The sequence below is a fragment of the Paenibacillus sp. FSL H7-0714 genome (genome assembly GCF_038003765.1).
Taxonomy (GTDB): Bacteria; Bacillota; Bacilli; order Paenibacillales; family Paenibacillaceae; genus Paenibacillus_AQ.
On the sequence record NZ_JBBOPT010000001.1, the window covers coordinates 3222894 to 3238841 of the forward strand.

The following is a 15948-nucleotide window of genomic DNA, read 5'->3' on the forward strand; positions in this document are numbered from 1 at the left end:
CTAAGCTATTTTGCTGGCTCAAGCTCTTCAAGTGCCCATTCGCAAAATTGTATAGAGCTCTCCATATCCAGCACTCGTTTCTGAATGAGTAAGTAGCGTCCAAAAGTGGTTGCTTTTAATTCACGAGTCTCACCTCGTTCATCACGTAAGACTTCGTTAGCTTTCAGCAAGACCTTGTATCGTTCTAGCTCACTTTTACAAAATTCCGCTCGTTTTTGTAGAAGTTCTTTTGCCTCCTCGGGTTTGGAGAGCCATAGACTATACAGTTTAAAATGTAGCTCGTCCCGTAGAACTGGAGGCTCCGCTGGAGTCTCCACCCATTTCCGCAATTGCTCAAGTCCTGCTTCCGTAATGGAGTATTCCTTTTTATCCGGCTTATCCGACTGCTCAATGAGCTGATATGAAATATAACCTTGCTGCTCCATGCTCATTAGAAGAGGGTAGATTTGACTATGTCCTGCTCGCCATAACGGTTTGATATTCTGTGTTAATTCATATCCAGACAACGAATTAGCACTAAGTAAAGTAAGAAGTCCATAAGACAGTGTATTCATTACTCTGAAGCCCTCCAGTTATTATATATCCGTTATTATTGTGATTTTTAGGCATATGTCATCATTGACATATATTCAATATGATTATAACATTATTTAAGTTAAATTATATATGTAAAAGTAGACATATAAAAAGATAAGGAGGGGTAGCATGGACGTTAAACAAGAAAGTAAAATTCATTTTTGGCCTATTATGATTGCCATATTCTTCGGAAACTTCGTCTCTGTCTTAAGTACAACGACCATCAACATAGCTGTTCCTCTTTTAATGAATCATTTCCATTCGAGCCTGAACACTATGCAATGGATGGTTACAGGTTTTATGCTAGCAACGGGAGTAACTGCACCACTTGCCGGATATCTGGGAGGCAGATTTAGCTATAAGCGACTGTATCTATTCGCTTTGATGGGATTCACCATGTTCTCCTTACTCTGTGCAATAGCTTGGAATCCAACCTCTTTGATTGTATTTCGAATGCTTCAGGGGTCTTGCAGCGGGCTGATTATGGCCTGTACGATGACGATTATATTCCAAGTGATTCCAGTTGAACGCAGACCTTTCGCCGTGAGCCTATGGTCGCTATCCGCGATGGTAGCCCCAGCCATAGGTCCGACATTTAGCGGATGGTTACTTCAGTATGCTAGCTGGCACTGGTTATTTTTAATTAACATTCCCATTGGGATCATTGCTGTTATTCTAACCGTAACGTTAATTCCATACTATCGAATGAATGTTCCGAAATCATTTGATATTCCTGGCTTCCTAACTGTTGTACTGGGCAGCTTATCTTTATTAACCGCATTTAGCCAAGGCAATAGCTGGGGATGGAGCTCATGGAAGACCCTATCCTTAATACTTGTGGGGATCGTACTTTTAGTTTTCTTCGTCTTGCACGAGCTGAAGGCGGAAGTACCACTGCTGAATCTGCGTGTCTTTCGAAATCGGCGTTTTACTGCCATGCTTAGTATCTATAGTTTGGTGACGATAGCAATGTATGCTGGAACTTACTTAACTCCATTGTTCTTACAAACGGTAGAAGGAGCAACAACACTTAAAACGGGGCTTATCTTATTGCCATCTTCGATTCTTCTGGCTTTACTTAGTCCAATCGTAGGTAAGATGTATCCAAAGTTTGGGCCTGTGAAGTTAATTTCTGCTGGTATTTTATTTATTTTCATCGGTTTATTCATGATGAGTCGGCTGCATACAAATGTTTCTTACAGCTTCATTATGTGGGCAATGGTGGTTCGGAATTTAGGTATTGGATTAGCTAACGTTCCGAGTAGCACAGCGTCTATGGAGGAAATTCCAGTCGAATGGTCAGGTCATGCCACATCGATCAACAACTGGGTTCGGAATGTGTTAAGCTCACTTGGGATTGCGGTGTTCACTTCTATTTTGTCCACAAGATCCATACTGCACTCTAAAGAATTGATCAGTTCAGGTGCAGGTAATGCAGATTCGATAAGATTATTATCGTTCACTATGGGTGTGAATGATGTATTTGTAGTCGGCTCTATCATCGTGTTGTTTGGATTACCACTTATGTTTTTATTGCGCAAGAAGCGTAGTGGGATATCTGTTCAAAGCGCGGGATAACTATCGCGTCCTATTAGAAAAGCAGACCAAGGGCTAGCCTTGATCTGCTTTTTTTATATGTTAAGTTAGTGCATCATGTCGCCCATTCCACCCATGCTGCCCACAATTTCCGGATTGATCATCCCGAATATCATCGCGATATGTGCTACAACCAAGAATCCACTGATGAGTATAAAATGAAGCTTCATTTTCTGTTCATCTGTTCGTTTACGAGCGATCAGACCAAGATCTAACAAAGCTAGCGGTAATAAGAAAAGCACTCCGCTCAAATAGAAGCCTACGGCTACCACGTCAACCCATGTGTGCCACTCACCATTCACTGACAAAGGGATGAATGCGGTAGGAAACAAGTAGAGGAATACCCCTGTGAAGTACAACCCCGCCAGAATGCTACAGAATTTGTTAAAGGTCCGTAAAGAGCCTTTTAGATTTTTGGTGAACAAAATAATGAACTCTGTAACGGTGATCGTCTCAGCAAAAATCACAGGGATCGCCATAAATAAAATCAAGTTCCAAGGCTGATTATCCGCTAGCAAAGACATATAATGGGTCATGTTCATAAAATACTCCTCCGATATATAAAAATAACTTTCGTACTGATCGTATTCGAGAAGTATGTGGAAAGTATGTAGAAACGAAGGTATTATAAATACATCCATTAATATCAATTGAGGGGAGCAAGACAGCAGTGGGAAGAGGATTACAAAGTATTTTATTTGATTTGGATGGTACATTAACGGACCCTAAAGAAGGCATAACAAAAAGCGTAGAATACGCATTGAACAAATTTGATATTCAGATCGAGCATTTGGATAAACTTCTTCCTTACATAGGCCCACCTCTTTATGATTCATTTATCGAGCTGCATCAGTTCTCAGAGGAACAAGCGCAACAAGCAGTTGTATTCTACCGTGAGCGTTACAGCACCGTTGGAATGCTTGAGAATATGGTGATTGATGGTATACCGCAATTGCTGGAAGACCTCAAGAATAAAGGATTTTCATTGTATGTAGCTACCTCCAAGCCTACTGTTTTTGCTGAACAAATTCTTGAGCATTATAAACTAGTTCATTATTTTGAGCATATCGGTGGTAGTAATCTGGATGGCACCCGTTCTAAAAAGAAAGACGTGATACAGTACGTACTAGATCAGAATGCTATCCTTCCGGAGGAAGCTGTGATGATTGGGGACCGAGAACATGATATTATCGGTGCTATAGGTTGTGGAGTAGAATCTATTGGTGTGACGTTTGGTTACGGACCTAAAGAAGAACTGGAGAATGCTGGGGCAGATCATATCGCTTATCGTGTACAAGAAATTGCGGATATCATCCAACATATATCATTAAGAGAGCGGTGTGCGAAATGATCCAACCTCGTAATTCAATCTTGGAGGGCAATACAGTCAAGCTGATTCCAATGGATGACAGCCATGTAGAAGGGCTAGCGAGAGTATTAAGAAATCCAAACATCTGGGAATTTACTTGGCGAAAAATAACGTCGGACGAGCAGGTACAGGATTTAATCACAACCGCATTCGCAAATCAAAACAATGAATCGCAAATTCCCTTCGTCATCCTTGAAAAAGCTACTGGACAAATCGTCGGTACCACTCGAATCATGCATCCGGATTTGGTTCATCGCAATGCTGAAATCGGATGTACGTGGATCTCACCTGAATATTGGAGAACGAGTGTGAACACCGAGGCTAAGTCATTACTGCTTCACTATTGTTTTGAAGAGCTAAAGCTGATTCGTGTAGAGTTTACAGTGGTGAAGACTAACTTGAGGTCGCAAAGAGCGGTAGAACGATTAGGGGCTGTAAAAGAAGGGGTTCTACGCCAGCATAGAATTAGATCTGATGGTTCGATTCATGATAATGTTGTCTTTAGTATTTTGGATAACGAATGGCCATCGGTAAAAGAGAATCTGCACTATTTATTAAATGAGAAGTACTCATAATTATATAAAAGAAGCCAAGAGTCCCTCTCTTATGGAGAAGGACTCTTGCTCTATAGATCAGCCACTTGGCTGTTTATGGTTATTGTTTAGGACTTACAAGAATTTTCACTTGATTTTTTTCCTTCAAAAGCGCCTCGAACCCATGTTCAATTACTTCGTTCAATTTGATTCTTTTAGTCACCAATTTGTCCGCAGGGAAGTAACCTTGTTCCATGAGACTAATTACTGCTGGGAATACATCACGGTATCCGATGATACCAGTTAAATTACGTTCTTTAAGTACGATGTTGTTTGGAGTAATCGTAGCATCTTTTTCAAAAATACTAACGATCATGATTTGACCACTTAATTTAGTGGAATTGATAGCTTGTGTTAGAACGGGAGGGACACCTGTGACTTCAAAAGCAACATCCACGCCGCCATCGGTACGTTTTTGAATTTCTTCAACCACATCATATTGTTTAGGATCGATTACAATACCACCAAGTTCCTCAGCTTTGCTTTTACGTTCTTCTGAGAGTTCAACAACATAAATTTCAGCTGCACCGGAAGCTTTCAAAGCTTCAATTACAAGCAAACCGATAGGACCAGCGCCAAATACTACAGCCTTATCTCCGACCTTCAATTGACTGGAACGAACAGCATGCAGAGCAACTGCAGAAGGTTCTACTAGAGCGCCTTGCTCATAGGACAAGCTGTCAGGAATTTTGTGCACCATATGTTGGTCTGCTACAACGTATTCTGAGAATCCACCGCCGCCTCCAGCCAAACCTAGGAAGCCCATTTTTTCACAAAGATTGTATTTGCCTTGTCGACAAGCTACACATTCACCACATGCAAAAACTGGTTCAACGACAACTCGATCACCAACATTAAACTTGCTAACGTCTTGACCTACTTCAACGATTTGTCCAGAGAATTCATGTCCCATTACGACTGGCGCTTTTTCACCAGTAAGGGGATGATCTGTACCTTGGGGAATGAAAATAGGACCGGCTACATATTCGTGAAGATCGCTGCCACAAATCCCGCACCATTCTATTTTGATTTTCACTTTTCCTTCAAGTGCTGCTGGTTCTTCAATCGTTTCTAACCGTAGATCTTTGACGTTATGCCATCTTAATGCTTGCATATCATTCATCTCCTAGATTAATTAATTGATAATAAATAGTGTTTTTCTCCTGGAAAAGAGGAAACGTTTCCGAGAACAAATATGTCACATAATTTTCATATTGTCAAATTTAAATACTAAAATATTAATATCGAAAATTAGTGAAAAAATTCACCTGAACTTAGCAATAGCAGGGGTATATAGACTGTGTCGTACTTGCTATAAGTGCTTTTATAAGTACATATATGTTATAATAAATACATTGGAAAAACGGCTTGAATGAGACGGATAGATTTAATACTAGCTATGATTACGGAAACGATTCCGAAAATGAGGGGACTATCAACTTGGCTAATAAAAACAAAGTAACCATAGAGGATGTAGCGAAACGAGCGGGAGTAGGTATTGCTACTGTTTCAAGAGCGATTAATAATTCGGAGGGAATTAGTTCCAAGACTAAGGCATTAGTACTGCAAGTGATTGAGGAGATGGGTTTTACACCTAATACCTCTGCACAAAGTCTGAAGATTCGCCAAACGAAGCAAATCGCTCTGGCCGTTCCCGACATTCGAAATGCCATTATTCCAGATATCGCCTGGTCCGTGGAGCAAGCAGCTAAACAGGACGGCTATCGAGTCATTCAGATTAATACTTCCGGAAATCCGCGGACAGAGCTCGAAACGATTCGTGAGATCAAGAAATTACATGTTGATGGTCTCATTATCATGCCTCTTGCTTATCCCAAGACTATGGTAGAGCTAATTAATAAATCGAGTGTTCCTGTCTCGATCATTAACTACGGGAAACGCATTACAGAGAATGTGAAAGCGGATATCGTAAGCCTGTCACGTTTTGAGGGCCAGCTAATCATGGAACATCTAAGCAATATTGGCCGAACCAGAATTGCTTACGCAGGAGCTCAGAAGGATCTCATTGAAGATCGTTATCTTGCCTATCAGCAGGCGTTAAATCAAGTGGATATTTCTTTGGTTTATTTTGGCGAGGATTTCTCCTTGCAAACGGGGGTACAAGCTGCAGATTATTTCTATAGCCTGACCCATATGCCAGATGCAATATATGCTGTAAATGACATGGTCGCTATAGGGATCGTAAACCGATTTAAAGAGTTAGGCGTTCGTGTTCCTGAGGATGTGGCAGTGGTAGGGGTGGATAATAACGCATGGACAACCATTACAAGTCCGCAGATTAGTTCGGTCTCGATCATGGGCAATGAAGTCGCCCGATTGGCTACTCAGCTTCTGTTGCAACGCATTCAGGATAATATTACGGGCGACTACCAAAGGGTGCAGCTTGATCCGCGTTTAATTGTGCGAGAGTCTAGTGTTTCGGTTAAGCGTAGTACGACAGGTTGAAAATCCTCTAAATCCTGTTAGACTTAATACTAAGTAAGTTGATGGGGGAATATGAAATGAGGAGATTATTATGGCTAAAATATATAAAAGCGTAACAGATTTGATTGGTAATACACCGTTATTGGAAATTTCGAAATATAGTAAATCTCAGAACGTTGAAGCAAAAATCCTTGCCAAGTTAGAGTCTTTTAATCCTGGAGGTAGCGTCAAGGATCGTATAGGGTATGCGATGATCAAAGATGCTGAGGATAAAGGCTTAATTCACAAAGATTCTGTAATTATTGAGCCAACAAGTGGCAATACCGGCATTGGCCTTGCAATGGCTGCTACTAGCCTTGGCTATCCGTTGATTATCGTACTTCCGGATACATTCAGTATTGAACGCCGTAAGGTGATGGCTGCACTTGGTGCTAAGCTTGTATTAACACCTGGAGCTGAAGGAATGAGCGGTGCTCTGAAAAAGGCAGAGGAATTGGCAGCGGAAATTCCAAATGCTTTCATTCCACAACAATTCAGCAACCCAGCTAACCCTGAAATTCACAGAACGACAACTGCAGAGGAAATTTGGCGGGATACTGATGGAAATGTAGATATTTTTATTGCGGGTGTTGGTTCTGGAGGCACCATATCAGGGGTTGGGGAAGCTTTGAAGGCTAAGAACCCTTCGGTACAGATCGTCGCTATCGAACCGTTTGATTCACCGGTATTATCTGGTGGCCGGCCTAGTGCGCATGGAATTCAGGGGATTGGGGCTAACTTCATTCCGGAGATTTACAATAAAGAGGTTGTCGATGAGATTTTTCAGGTGAAGAATAAAGACGCATTTAATGTAGCGCGTGAAATTGCCAAGACCGAGGGGTTACTTGTAGGGATCTCGTCTGGTGCGGCGGTATACACAGCTACAGAAATTGCTAAACGTTCAGAAAATAAAGGGAAGACGATTGTGGTGATTTTGCCGGATACTGGTGAACGTTATTTAACAACTACTCTGTTTGATTTTAACGAATAGATTGGTTTGACCTAAGATAATACAGAAGAAGTGGCTAGAATTAACGAATTGAATCAAACCCATCGGATGGGTGCAGATCAGGAGTATTTTAATTTCTAGCACTGAGGTTAATACAAACAAGGAGGCTCAGCGGAATGCTGAGTCTTTTTGTGTATTTAGTAATTAAAGAGTGATCAATTCAGCCCCTTATTTTACCAATGGCTATGGTACAATATAGCATAAATCGTAGTAGCTCTAAAAAAGGAGTATGAAACGTGTGAATGTGTTCAAAAAAGTTAGAAATAATTATGTGATTTGGCATGCAAATCGTATTCAGTTACTGGATTTTCCTTCAAGTCCTGTCGTTAGAAAGAAAGTGGTTTTCTCAGGTAGAGTTCAAAACGTAGGATTCCGTTTGGAAATATATACGATTGCTGAAAGAATGAAATTAACGGGTAGGGTACAAAATTTAAACGACGGAAGTGTAGAGGTAGAAGTACAAGGAGAAGAGCAGCGAATCTCTTTTCTAGTCCATTGCATGAAATCATTGAAACGGGCATCTGTAAAGAAAGTAACTATGAGTGATCTGCCTCTTAATGAGAGTGAGAAAGATTTTACGATAGTGAAATAAGTACATATGGATTAGTAGAATTAAGAAGTGGATTGTTTTTTTTGGATTAGTAAGAAAGAGGGAAAAATATGAATAGATTAATTAATTGGGACTAAAGTTTCTCAGTTCATTCTTCGCTGTGTAATACACAGAATAGAATAAAATGGAACTATTGCTTAAGCCATGCGTAACCGATAAATAAAAGAGATTATGATAGAGCAGGAGGTACATATGAACTACAGAATTTTTAGAAAAATGCTTCTTACCACACTTGCCACCCTGATGTTAAGTGTTTTGCTTCTTCCGGTTTTAACTTCAGCTAAGACAGCTGTACCTAAGCATACTGGGTCATTTTATGTGAATGATTTTGCGAATGTGATCGACGAGAAAGCTGAGAATTACATGGTGAACTATGGGATTCGATTACATCAGGATACGGGTGCTCAAGTCGTAGTGGTGACAGTCGACTCTACAAATGGAGTTTCGATGGAAGAGTATGCAACTTCGCTATTCAATAGCTGGGGCGTAGGCTCTGCGGATAAGAATAACGGGCTTTTGCTACTGCTTTCTATAAAAGATGATGACTACTGGGCGGTACAAGGTAAGGGTATTGAGGACACGTTGCCTAACAGTAAGATTAAAGATATTCTCTCTCAATATCTTGAGCCGGATTTTGCAGCTAAAACTTATAGTAACGGTGCACGTAAAACTTATGGCGCTTTTATTCAAGCCATGGGTGGGACCTGGGTGGAGAATGTCGGCACCAAAAACTATGTATCCGATAATGCCGGTGTACTCAAAAAAGTAACAAAGGATTATTTGAACGAATCTAGCAACAGATATAAAACTACAACTGGCAGCGGAATTTATGTGGTTACTGTAAAGAACGCAGGAGATAAAACGCTTCAGGATTATACCTACATGAAGTTTGCCTCCGTTGCTGCTGGCCCTAAGGATGTTATGCTCGTGCTAGACATAGGTGGAGACAACTATCATGTTCTGCAAGGGAAGGACATCGACAAGGTTCTAACTAATGATGCAATCAGCAATATTTTGGATACTGTACTTGAGCCCCAATTTGTGAAAAAAGATTACGGAACGGGAGCTACGGCGACTTCTAATGCTTTGTACAGCTTCTTATTGGCTAGAGCGGATCAATCCGTTGGAGCGACGGGAAATAGTGGAGGCACTACAGCCGCCAATTCTTCCACAACAACCACTTCAGCAAAGGAGACTAGTGTTAGTGTAGGAAAAGGCCTTCTAATTTACTTGTTGATATTTGCTCCGCTCATACTGTTCGGATATGGTCTTTCACGACGCAATAAATATATTGAAATGTACGGTTTGCCATTTAATCCGTATAGCCCAAGAAATATTCGGCGGTATGGGAATTGGTACGGTCAAGCGGATTACGGTTATGGTAGACGTTGGCACAGACGTTATAATAATCACTATAATAATCACCATCACCATCACCATCATAGAAACACACCATCAAATAACACACAGTCAAGCTTCTGGGGAAACAGCGGTGGAGGCGGCTCTACTAGAGGTGGAGGAGCGGGACGATATTCCTCAAGTAACGAGAATCGTGGAGGCGGAGGTTCGAGTAGTGGCGGAGGTGCAGGTAGACATTCTTCTAGCTCTTCCAGCTCTTCCAGCTCTTCCAGCAGCAGCTACTCTAACAATGATAGTGGCTCTTCCGGTGGAGGAGGTTATTCCGGCGGTGGTGGATCATCAGGTGGTGGGGGTAGTGCCAGCAGTGGTGGCGGAGCGGGTAGACACTAAAAATGTTGAAGATGAGCAGGTTTCCGGGTTATCCGAAACCTGCTTCTTTTGTTTTAGGAGGTTACTTATTTGTTTTAGGTTGTTACTTAATAGTAACTTTTCATAAAATTTATCGTCTATGATAAAGTTAGACATTTATTTTCAAATTCCGTAATAGTCAGGGAGGAAAAAAGAAGTGAGCACTTCATCATTACCTCAACGTTCCACCGTACGCAAAAAGAAGCCAACAAAAAAACGTAAGAAACGGAGCTTTTTCCGAACACTATCCAAAGTATTTTTATTCTGCTTAATTTTGTTGATTGCTGGGGGCGGCTGGTTTTACTTTGCACCTTCGGCTAAAAATCTGCGCTATTCAATCGCTGATACACTGATTACAACACAGCACCGCTACATGGCTAAATATATTATTGGCGAGGACGGATTAAAGGACAGAGTGACTGAATATAGCGCCCAATTTGAAGAGATGGGGGTCGAAAAGGACACACATACCATCACTCCTGAACCAGAAGTAAAAGAGAAACCACTGGTCGAGATAGAAAATGTATCAGGTACTGGATATTCCGGATATGTCATGATCGTTAATGATCCTACTAAAGTTCGTTTGGGAATTCCGGATAAAGTAGGGTCAGGTGAGAAAGTAACTAGTATGGTGAAGCGCACAGGTGCTATCGCTGGAGTTAACGGTGGTGGATTCGCTGACCCCAACTGGAAAGGTAACGGATTTAAACCTATCGGTATTGTGATCTCACAAGGTAAGTTATATTACAACGGTCTCGGTGGCAAGAAATCCACGCAAATCGTAGGTCTTGATAAACAAGGGAAGATGGTTGCTGGAAATTATTCTTTAGACGAGATTAGTAAAATGGGTGTTCAGGAGGCAGTGACTTTTAGCCCTCGTTTAATCGTCAATGGAAAAGGATTGATTAAGAACGCGGCTGAAGGTTGGGGAATTGCACCAAGAACAGCGATGGGCCAGCGAGCTGACGGAGCGATTATATTTGTTATTATTGATGGAAGACAACCTACTTATAGTATTGGGGCAAATCTATACGATGTGCAGCAAATCCTTCTTAAGCATGGAGCAGTGATTGCTGCCAATTTGGATGGAGGTTCTTCTACTGTGCTGGTAAAAGACAACGAGATTATGAACAAGCCATCCTCTCAATATGGGGAACGATATTTACCTACGGCTTTTCTTGTGTTTGAGCACCCTGAGCAAGTCGATATGCCGAATATTTGGCAGGGACTTGACCCCTCCAAAATTGATGCTGCTAAGAAGCGTACACGCTAAAGCACTCTTAATACGTAAATAAGATAAGGATTATCTTGGATTGCCATATGAAAATATGCTACGATATCACCTAGCATGAAACAGAATACTGAACTAACAGGTCTGGAACAGGGGGAATAGGAGTGACGTTGCAACAACTCCGCTACGCTATCGAAATTGCAAATAGTGGCTCCATGAATGAGGCGGCAAAGAAGCTCTTTGTTTCTCAACCGAGCCTGTCCAATGCCATTAAAGAATTAGAAAGTGAACTGGGGATTACGATTTTTGAGCGGACCAACCGTGGAATCAGTATTTCCGTTGAGGGAATGGAATTCCTGGGTTATGCCCGTCAAATTATTGAACAGACGGAGCTTATGGAGAATCGTTATACGGGGAAAAAGCGTAGTCCGATCTATTTTTCCATCTCTACGCAGCACTACGCCTTTGTGGTTGACGCCTTTGTAAATCTCATGAAGCACAATGATGTCTCAGAATACAACTTTAGCTTGAGAGAGACGCAAACCTACGAGATTATCGAAGATGTACGTACCTTGCGCAGTGATTTAGGAATTCTTTATATTAACGAGAGTAACTATAAGCATATGAATAAACTGTTTAGTGATGGCAATCTGAAATTCACACCACTTTTTAATACCGATCCGCATCTTTATGTTCGAACCGGACACCCGCTGGCTCATAAGGACGTCATTACACAGGATGATATTGTGCCGTTCCCTTATATCACTTTTGAACAGGGTGAGAACAATTCACTGCACTTCTCAGAGGAAATGTTAAGCTTTTCACAAATTGAGAAGAATATTAAGGTGAATGACCGAGCGACACTGACCAATTTATTAATGGGTACGGATTGCTATACGGTAGGCACAGGAATTCTGGCGTCTGATCTAAATGGTGATGGACTGAAGACGATTCCTTTTGAGAGCAATGAAGTATTTACGGTTGGCTGGATAGCGCATAAAGATCGCAGACCGAGTGTAATGGCATCTAAGTATATCGAGATTTTGAATGACCTGGTTTCAGGAAGTTATTTTGATCTAAATCATTTTTTACTATAGCAGTAGGAGGATCGGTATGATTAGACCCGTAATTGGCACCCAGAGAAATGCTCCACCCTTTCGCTACGATATCGTTGGCAGCTTCTTACGAACGGATGAGATAAAAACAGCCCGCCTCCAATATGACAATGGTGAAATCACGGGCAGTCAGCTTCATGAAATTGAGAATATTGAAATCGCCAAACTACTAGAACTGCAAAAAGAAGTGGGTTTATTGGCGGTCACAGACGGGGAATTTCGCCGTTCCTGGTGGCATCTCGATTTCTTTGTAGGGATTAAAGGAACTGAGAAAATTAACTTAAATCAAGGAAGAGCGGAAGCGGCTCAGCGCGCGGAATCTTTTCGAATCGTGGACCGGATTGCCTTTGAAGATCATCCAATGATCGACCAATTTATCGCTTTGAAACAAATGGCCGGAGACCGAATTCCGAAAATGACGATCCCTTCACCCGCTTTATTTCACTTTGTGGAGGATTTTAACGGGAATGAAGTTTACCCGGATCAAGAAACCCTATTCCAAGATATTATTGCTGTTTACCGAACTGCAATCCAAGCGTTCTATGATGCAGGCTGCCGTTACCTCCAATTAGACGATACAACTTGGGGAACTCTGTGTAGTGGTAGACATCGGGCGCATTTACGAAGCAGAGGTACAGATCCAGATCAATTGGCTAGGGATTACGTTAGGCTGATTAACGAGAGCATTGCCAGTCGTCCAGATGATATGACGATTGCGCTTCACGTATGCCGAGGTAATTTCCGCTCCACATGGTTCGCAGCTGGTGGTTATGAGCCTGTGGCCGGAGAGCTTTTTTCGAATAGTAAAGTGGATGCTTTTTTCTTGGAGTATGATAATGAGCGGGCGGGCGATTTTGAGCCCTTACGTTTTATTAAAGATCAATTTGTGGTATTGGGACTAGTAACTACGAAACATGGTGGTCTTGAGAGCAAAGAGCAGCTCAAAGCGCGTATTGAAGAAGCGGCACAATATGTTGATATTGAGAAGCTTTGCTTAAGTACTCAATGTGGATTTGCTTCAACCGAGGAAGGAAATATCCTAACCGAAGAAGAGCAGTGGGATAAAATACGTCTCGTAATTGAAACAGCCCAAGAGGTTTGGGTATAAATAAAATAAGTTTTTAGAAGGCTCCTGTTTGATTCAGGGGTCTTTTTTATGCGTGTATTGTGACAGCTTAGAGGATTAACCTACCAGCGCACTTTACTAGAGCTATTAATCAAGGGTATAATAAGTAACAATTGTTTTTAATTCATGTTGAAAGAGAGCGGGAACAATATGGGTCGTAAGTGGAATAATATTAAGGAAAAGAAAGCCTCCAAAGACGCCAACACAAGTCGCGTCTATGCAAAGTTTGGTGTTGAGATTTATGTAGCAGCCAAGAAAGGTGAACCCGATCCAGAAGCAAACCGGGCCTTGAAGGTTGTATTAGAACGTGCAAAAACTTACAATGTACCAAAAGCCATTATTGACCGCGCAATGGATAAAGCCAAAGGCAGCGGTGATGAGAATTATGAAGAGCTTCGTTACGAAGGATTTGGACCTAACGGTTCGATGATCATCGTCGATGCACTTACGAATAACGTTAACCGTACAGCGCCTTTGATCCGTTCTACATTCAGTAAGAATGGCGGGAATATGGGTGTCAGCGGATCTGTAGCCTACATGTTTGACTCAACGGCTGTTATCGGTGTAGAAGGTAAAACTGCCGATGAAGTGATTGAGATGATGTTCGATGCAGAACTAGATGTACGTGATGTACTGGAAGAGGATGAAGCGGTTATCGTGTATGCTGAACCTGATCAGTTCCATGCCGTACAAGAAGTGTTCAGGAATGCAGGAATCACTGAATTTACGGTTGCTGAGCTGAACATGCTTCCACAGAACTATGTAACACTTCCTGAAGATGCACAAACTCAATTCGAAAAATTGATTGATGCCTTAGAAGATTTAGAAGATGTTCAACAAGTGTATCATAACGTAGATTCTGAGGATTAAGAATAACATATAACAAGGCGATGGAGTTCGCCACAACCGTCTCTTCAGACTAATGACTCCTACCAGAGTAAGCTTCACTGGTAGGAGTCTGTTTTGTTGCCAGAGACTAATTTATACTGACTTTGGGAGTTGCTGTTATGAATCAATGGTCTGCACGATGGCATGAATTCGCGAAGAAAAGAAGTCAATTTGCACTTTGGAGTACATTTATCAAATGGATTGTACTCGGAAGTGTGGTTGGACTCTTATCGGGAACTGCCTCGGCTTTCTTTCTGAAAAGCTTAGACTATGTAACAGATGTACGTTTAGAGCATCCATGGCTACTTTATTTGCTGCCTCTTGGGGGAGTATTTGTTAGTTTCTTATATATGCGTTACGGAAAAAACAGCGCTAAAGGAAATAACCTTATTATAGAACAAATTCAGGATGGTACAGAGACTATTCCATTAAGTATGGCACCCTTAGTATTGTTAGGAACACTGGTCACTCACTTGTTTGGTGGATCTGCCGGACGGGAGGGAACAGCTGTACAAATGGGAGGAAGCCTCGCGGAGTGGTTTGGGAAATTAATCAAAATCAGCTCGTTAGATCGCAAAATACTATTAATGTGCGGGATTAGCGGAGGCTTTGGTTCTATTTTCGGAACACCGCTGGCTGGAACCTTATTTGGTCTAGAGGTAGTAACCATTGGACTTATTAGCCAACAGGCATTACTTCCATGTTTTGTGGCTAGCTTTGTTGGTGATCTGGTCACCACTCAATTGTGGGGCGTTCATCATACTCACTATGTCGTGAATGAATTTCCAACCTTAAGTTTAATGATTATTCTAAAAGTGGTATTGGCCTCTGTAATTTTTGGTCTCGTGAGTATGCTTTTCAGTGAACTGACTCATTTTCTAAAAAGAACCTTCACCGCCATGATAAGCAATCCAATGATAAAAGGTGCAGTGGGTGGTTTGATTATCATTGCCTTAGTATTCCTTGTAGGGTCCCGTGATTACTTAGGCCTCGGAATTCCATTAATCAAGGATTCTTTTGAGGGAGATGTCTCGCCGTTCGCTTTTTTATGGAAGCTGATCTTTACCGCCTTTACCTTAGGAACAGGATTTCAGGGTGGTGAGGTTACTCCGCTATTTGCAATTGGAGCCACATTAGGCAATGCTTTGGCTGGAATTTTACATGTATATGGACCGTTTCTGGCTGCTCTCGGATTCATTGCTGTCTTCTGTGGAGCTACCAGTACACCTATCGCTTGCTTTTTAATGGGGATTGAGCTATTTGGTTCAGAGGGTGCTGTATACATGTTCATCGCTTGCGTGGTGAGTTATTTATTCTCCGGACATAGTAGTATTTATACTTCACAGCTTATTGGTGTATCGAAGAGCCAGTTCATTTCAATTCCTCAAGGGACTAGGATCGGTACGGTCAAACGCGCCAGCAAAAAATAACAGCACCTCTCGGATGGTGGTTGACAAGTGCGGGTACACGATTTAAAATGTAGCCAAACGAAGGGATGGTTTAACATGATTCATGTAGAAACTGTAAAGTTATATACCAGAGGCTGCTCCGAACAAACGGATACAAACGATGAAACGTTGTCCG

15 protein-coding genes and 1 riboswitch are annotated in these 15948 nt (G+C 41.6%); of the genes, 12 read left to right on the forward strand and 3 right to left on the reverse strand.

Annotated elements, in window-relative coordinates:
* Positions 1–5: 5 nt before the first annotated feature.
* Positions 6–554, reverse strand: a complete 549-nt coding sequence (locus tag NST34_RS14480; RefSeq protein ID WP_341128072.1) for a PadR family transcriptional regulator — start codon at positions 552–554, stop codon at positions 6–8.
* A 151-nt stretch (positions 555–705) separates the two neighbouring features.
* On the opposite strand from NST34_RS14480, the gene NST34_RS14485 reads away from it, so the two are divergent.
* Positions 706–2154 carry an MDR family MFS transporter gene (locus NST34_RS14485; RefSeq protein ID WP_341128073.1) on the forward strand — a complete coding sequence of 483 codons (1449 nt, stop codon included), beginning with the start codon at positions 706–708 and terminating at the stop codon, positions 2152–2154.
* A gap of 65 nt (positions 2155–2219) precedes the next feature.
* Here NST34_RS14485 and NST34_RS14490 read toward each other — a convergent pair whose 3' ends face one another.
* A complete protein-coding gene (locus NST34_RS14490; protein WP_076298958.1) occupies positions 2220–2714 on the reverse strand; it encodes a DUF6803 family protein in 495 nt (164 codons plus the stop codon).
* A 128-nt stretch (positions 2715–2842) separates the two neighbouring features.
* Between NST34_RS14490 and NST34_RS14495 the strand changes: the two genes are divergently transcribed.
* On the forward strand, positions 2843–3523 hold the full coding sequence (locus tag NST34_RS14495; protein WP_341128074.1) for an HAD family hydrolase: 681 nt from the start codon (positions 2843–2845) through the stop codon (positions 3521–3523).
* 20 nt (positions 3524–3543) lie between these two features.
* On the forward strand, positions 3544–4116 hold the full coding sequence (locus tag NST34_RS14500; protein WP_341128075.1) for a GNAT family N-acetyltransferase: 573 nt from the start codon (positions 3544–3546) through the stop codon (positions 4114–4116).
* Positions 4117–4195: 79 nt separating this feature from the next.
* Here NST34_RS14500 and NST34_RS14505 read toward each other — a convergent pair whose 3' ends face one another.
* A complete protein-coding gene (locus NST34_RS14505; RefSeq protein WP_341128076.1) occupies positions 4196–5248 on the reverse strand; it encodes a 2,3-butanediol dehydrogenase in 1053 nt (350 codons plus the stop codon).
* 326 nt (positions 5249–5574) lie between these two features.
* On the opposite strand from NST34_RS14505, the gene NST34_RS14510 reads away from it, so the two are divergent.
* The 9 genes from NST34_RS14510 (at position 5575) to NST34_RS14550 (ending at position 15794) form a co-directional block, all read left to right on the forward strand.
* Positions 5575–6600, forward strand: a complete 1026-nt coding sequence (locus NST34_RS14510; protein WP_042193856.1) for a LacI family DNA-binding transcriptional regulator — start codon at positions 5575–5577, stop codon at positions 6598–6600.
* A 70-nt stretch (positions 6601–6670) separates the two neighbouring features.
* A complete protein-coding gene (gene cysK, locus NST34_RS14515) occupies positions 6671–7609 on the forward strand; it encodes a cysteine synthase A (RefSeq protein WP_339247935.1) in 939 nt (312 codons plus the stop codon).
* Positions 7610–7856: 247 nt separating this feature from the next.
* On the forward strand, positions 7857–8219 hold the full coding sequence (locus NST34_RS14520) for an acylphosphatase (protein ID WP_262495501.1): 363 nt from the start codon (positions 7857–7859) through the stop codon (positions 8217–8219).
* Between the two features lie 210 nt (positions 8220–8429).
* Positions 8430–9986: a TPM domain-containing protein gene (locus NST34_RS14525; RefSeq protein WP_341128077.1), complete on the forward strand. Its 1557-nt coding sequence runs from the start codon at positions 8430–8432 to the stop codon at positions 9984–9986.
* A 175-nt stretch (positions 9987–10161) separates the two neighbouring features.
* Complete coding sequence (locus NST34_RS14530; protein WP_341060697.1) at positions 10162–11277, forward strand: phosphodiester glycosidase family protein; 1116 nt, start codon at positions 10162–10164, stop codon at positions 11275–11277.
* A gap of 122 nt (positions 11278–11399) precedes the next feature.
* Positions 11400–12332 (forward strand): LysR family transcriptional regulator, encoded by a 933-nt coding sequence (locus tag NST34_RS14535; RefSeq protein ID WP_042187960.1) that lies wholly within the window; start codon positions 11400–11402, stop codon positions 12330–12332.
* Between the two features lie 16 nt (positions 12333–12348).
* Entirely contained in the window at positions 12349–13458 is a 1110-nt protein-coding gene (locus NST34_RS14540; protein WP_341128078.1) for a 5-methyltetrahydropteroyltriglutamate--homocysteine S-methyltransferase, read from the forward strand.
* Between the two features lie 168 nt (positions 13459–13626).
* Positions 13627–14346 (forward strand): YebC/PmpR family DNA-binding transcriptional regulator, encoded by a 720-nt coding sequence (locus NST34_RS14545; protein WP_341129546.1) that lies wholly within the window; start codon positions 13627–13629, stop codon positions 14344–14346.
* Between the two features lie 7 nt (positions 14347–14353).
* Positions 14354–14415: riboswitch (Fluoride riboswitch) on the forward strand.
* A gap of 68 nt (positions 14416–14483) precedes the next feature.
* Positions 14484–15794 carry a voltage-gated chloride channel family protein gene (locus tag NST34_RS14550; RefSeq protein ID WP_341128079.1) on the forward strand — a complete coding sequence of 437 codons (1311 nt, stop codon included), beginning with the start codon at positions 14484–14486 and terminating at the stop codon, positions 15792–15794.
* The last annotated feature ends 154 nt before the right edge of the window (positions 15795–15948 follow it).